Annotated in this window: 3 protein-coding genes; all 3 read left to right on the forward strand. The window is 67.2% G+C overall.

Annotated elements, in window-relative coordinates:
- Positions 1–1,802, forward strand: a 1,802-nt coding sequence (locus tag BHU06_RS21820; protein ID WP_070401341.1) for a long-chain fatty acid--CoA ligase, incomplete at its 5' end; no start/stop codon positions are given.
- 11 nt (positions 1,803–1,813) lie between these two features.
- A complete protein-coding gene (locus BHU06_RS21825) occupies positions 1,814–2,671 on the forward strand; it encodes an ABC transporter ATP-binding protein (RefSeq protein WP_070401343.1) in 858 nt (285 codons plus the stop codon).
- 16 nt (positions 2,672–2,687) lie between these two features.
- Positions 2,688–3,617 (forward strand): branched-chain amino acid ABC transporter permease, encoded by a 930-nt coding sequence (locus BHU06_RS21830; protein ID WP_070401342.1) that lies wholly within the window; start codon positions 2,688–2,690, stop codon positions 3,615–3,617.
- Positions 3,618–3,656: the final 39 nt, after the last annotated feature.

Below are 3,656 nucleotides of genomic sequence, written 5' to 3' on the forward strand. Positions count from 1 at the left end.
TGCACGAGGCGGGCTTGAGGCGTGGGGAGCACCTGGTGGTGATAGGGGCGAACCGGCCGAGGCTGTACGCGACGATGCTGGCGGCGCAGTCGCTGGGGGCGATCGCGGTGCCGCTGTACCAGGACGCGGTGGCTGGGGAGTGCGTCTTTCCGATCAACAACGCCGAGGTGCGGTTGTGCGTGGTGGAAGACCAGGAGCAGGTGGACAAGATGCTGGAGATCCGGGGGCAGTGCCCGCAGCTCGAGCGCATCTGGTACGACGATGCGCGCGGGCTGAGGAACTACGAGCAGGCGGGGCTGCAAAGCCTGGACGCGCTGGTGGTCGCGGGCGAGGCGTTCGATCGGGCGCACCCTGGGTTCTTCGACGAGCAGGTCGAGCAGGGCCAGCCCGATGACGTGGCGGCGATGTTCTTCACCAGCGGCACGACGGGCAACCCCAAGGGGGTGGTGCACCTGCACCGCGGCCTGCTCGACCGCGCGGGGGCGGGCGCGCGCTTTGACAAGCTGGGCCCGAGCGACGAGGTGCTGGCCTACCTGCCGCCGGCGTGGATCGGGCAGAACATCTTCTCCTACGCGCAGTGGCTGGTCAGCGGCTACGTGGTCAACTGCCCGGAGAGCAGCGCCACGGTCAGCATCGACATGAAGGAGGTGGGGCCGACCTACTACTTCGCCCCGCCCCGGGTCTTCGAGGGCCTGCTGACCAGCGTGATGATCCGCATGGAAGACGCGGGCGCGCTCAAGCGCTGGCTCTTTCACAGCGCCATGGGGCTGGCGCGCCGCGTGGGCCCGGACCTCATGGACGGCAAGCCGGTGGGCGCGTGGGACCGGCTGAAGTACCGCCTGGGCGACTGGCTGGTCTACGGCCCGCTGCGCAACAACCTGGGCCTAAGCCGCGTGCGCGTGGCCTACACCGCGGGCGAGGCCATCGGGCCGGACCTCTTCAGCTTCTACCGCAGCATCGGGGTGAACCTGAAGCAGCTCTACGGCTCCACGGAGACGGCCGTCTTCGTGTGCCTGCAGCCCGACCACGAGGCCAGGGCCGACACGGTGGGGGTGCCCTGCGAGGGGGTGCAGATCAAGCTCAGCGAGACGGGCGAGATCCTGGTGCGCTCGCCCGGGCTGCTCAAGGAGTACCACAAGAACCCGCAGGCCACGGCGGAGGTGCTGGACGCCGAGGGCTGGTACCACACCAGCGACGCGGGCTTCATCGACGCGGCGGGGCACCTGAAGATCATCGACCGGGTCAAGGACGTGGGGCGCCTGAGCGGTGGCGCGCACGACGGCGCCATGTTCGCGCCCAAGTACGTGGAGAACAAGCTCAAGTTCTTCTCGCACATCAAGGAGGCGGTGGCCTTTGGCGACGGGCGAGATCGCGTGTGCGTGATGGTCAACATCGACTTCGAGGCCGTGGGCAACTGGGCCGAGCGGCGCAACTTGCCGTACACGGGCTACACCGACCTGGCGGCCAAGCCCGAGGTCTACGAGCTCATCGCGCAGTGCGTGGAGCAGGTCAACGCCGACCTCAGCCGAGACGAGCGGCTGGCGGGCAGCCAGATCAGCCGCTTCCTGGTGCTGCACAAGGAGCTCGACGCCGACGACGGCGAGCTCACGCGCACGAACAAGGTGCGCCGCGGCTTCATTGGCGAGAAGTACCAGGCGCTGGTGGAGGCGCTGTACGCGGGCAAGCGCGAGCAGTTCATCCAGACGCAGGTCAAGTTCGAGGACGGTCGCACGGGCTCGGTCAGCGCCACGCTGCAGATCCGAGACGCCAAGACCTTCGCCCCGGTGAAGGAGGCGGCATGAGGCAGATCGACATGGACCAAACGGGCGAGTCGGGCAGCGCCGGGGGCGCGGCCGCCAGCGCGGGCGCCAAGAAGATCGGCGAGGTGATCCTGGATGTGAAGAACATCAGCCTGCGCTTTGGCGGGGTCAAGGCGCTGACCGACATCAGCTTTGACGTGCGAGAGCACGAGGTGCGCGCCATCATCGGGCCCAACGGCGCGGGCAAGAGCTCCATGCTCAACTGCATCAACGGGGTGTACCAGCCGCAGGAGGGCTCGATCAGCTTTCGTGGCCAGACCTTCCGGCACATGAACAGCCGCCAGGTGGCCGAGATGGGGATCGCGCGCACCTTCCAGAACCTGGCGCTGTTCAAGGGCATGAGCGTGATCGACAACCTCATGAGCGGGCGCAACCTGCGCGTCAAGAGCGGCTTGCTCGCGCAGGCGTTTCGCCACCCGTTCGCGGGCCTGAAGTGGCTGGGCTCGGCGCAGCAGGAGGAGGAGCAGCACCGCGCCTTCGTCGAGAACATCATCGACTTCCTGGAGATCCAGGCCTACCGCAAGACGCCGGTGGGCACGCTCCCCTACGGGCTGCAAAAGCGCGTGGACCTGGGCCGCGCGCTGGCCATGCAGCCGCAGGTGCTGCTGCTCGATGAGCCCATGGCGGGCATGAACCTGGAGGAGAAGCAGGACATGAGCCGCTTCATCCTGGACGTCAACGACGAGTTCGGCACCACCATCGTGCTGATCGAGCACGACATGGGGGTGGTGATGGACATCTCCGATCGCGTGGTGGTGCTCGACTACGGCAAGAAGATCGGCGACGGCACCCCCGAAGAGGTGCGCGGCAACGAGGAGGTCATCCGCGCCTACCTCGGCACGAGCCACTGATGGAGCAGATGTAGCCATGGCCTTCTTCCTCGAATCGCTCTTCGGCGGCCTCATGGCCGGCATGCTGTACTCCCTGGTGGCGCTGGGCTTCGTGCTGATCTTCAAGGCCTCGGGGGTGTTCAACTTCGCGCAGGGCGCGATGGTGCTGTTCGCCGCGCTGGCGATGGCGCGCTTCTCGACCTGGGTGCCGCAGTGGATCGGCATCGAAAGCCTCATCCTGGCCAACGCCATCGCCTTCGTGCTGGCCGCCGCGCTGATGTGGGTGGTGGCCTGGCTGATCGAGCGTCTGGTGCTGCGCCACCTGGTCAACCAGGAGGGCGTGACGCTGCTCATGGCCACCCTGGGCATCACCTACTTCCTCGACGGCCTGGGCCAGACCCTGTTCGGCTCGAACATCTACGCCATCAACGTGGGCATGCCCAAGGACCCGGTCTTCCTCATGGAGAGCACCTTCCCCGGCGGCGTGCTCATCAACCTCGAAGACGTCTACGCCGCCTGCATCGCCGCGCTGCTGGTGGGCGCGCTCAGCCTGTTCTTCCAGAAGACCAGCACCGGGCGCGCGCTGCGCGCCGTGGCCGACGACCACCAGGCCGCCCAGTCCATCGGCATCGCGCTCAACCGCATCTGGGTCATCGTGTGGTTCGTCGCCGGCGTCACCGCCCTGGTCGCCGGCATCATCTGGGGCTCCAAGCTGGGCGTGCAGTTCTCGCTCACCACCCTGGCGCTGCGCGCGCTGCCCGTGGTCATCCTCGGCGGGCTGACCTCCGTGCCCGGCGCCATCATCGGCGGACTCATCATCGGCGTGGGCGAGAAGCTCTCCGAGGTCTACCTCGGCCCCTTCGTCGGCGGCGGCATCGAGATCTGGTTCGCCTACGTGCTCGCCCTCGTCTTCCTTCTCTTCCGACCCCAAGGGTTGTTCGGCGAGAAGATCATCGATCGCGTCTGAGGAGCTGACCATGTTCTATCGCGAAAACGGTCAGTTCAA

The organism is Hydrogenophaga sp. PML113, assembly GCF_001777155.1.
Lineage (GTDB): Bacteria > Pseudomonadota > Gammaproteobacteria > Burkholderiales > Burkholderiaceae_C > Hydrogenophaga > Hydrogenophaga borbori.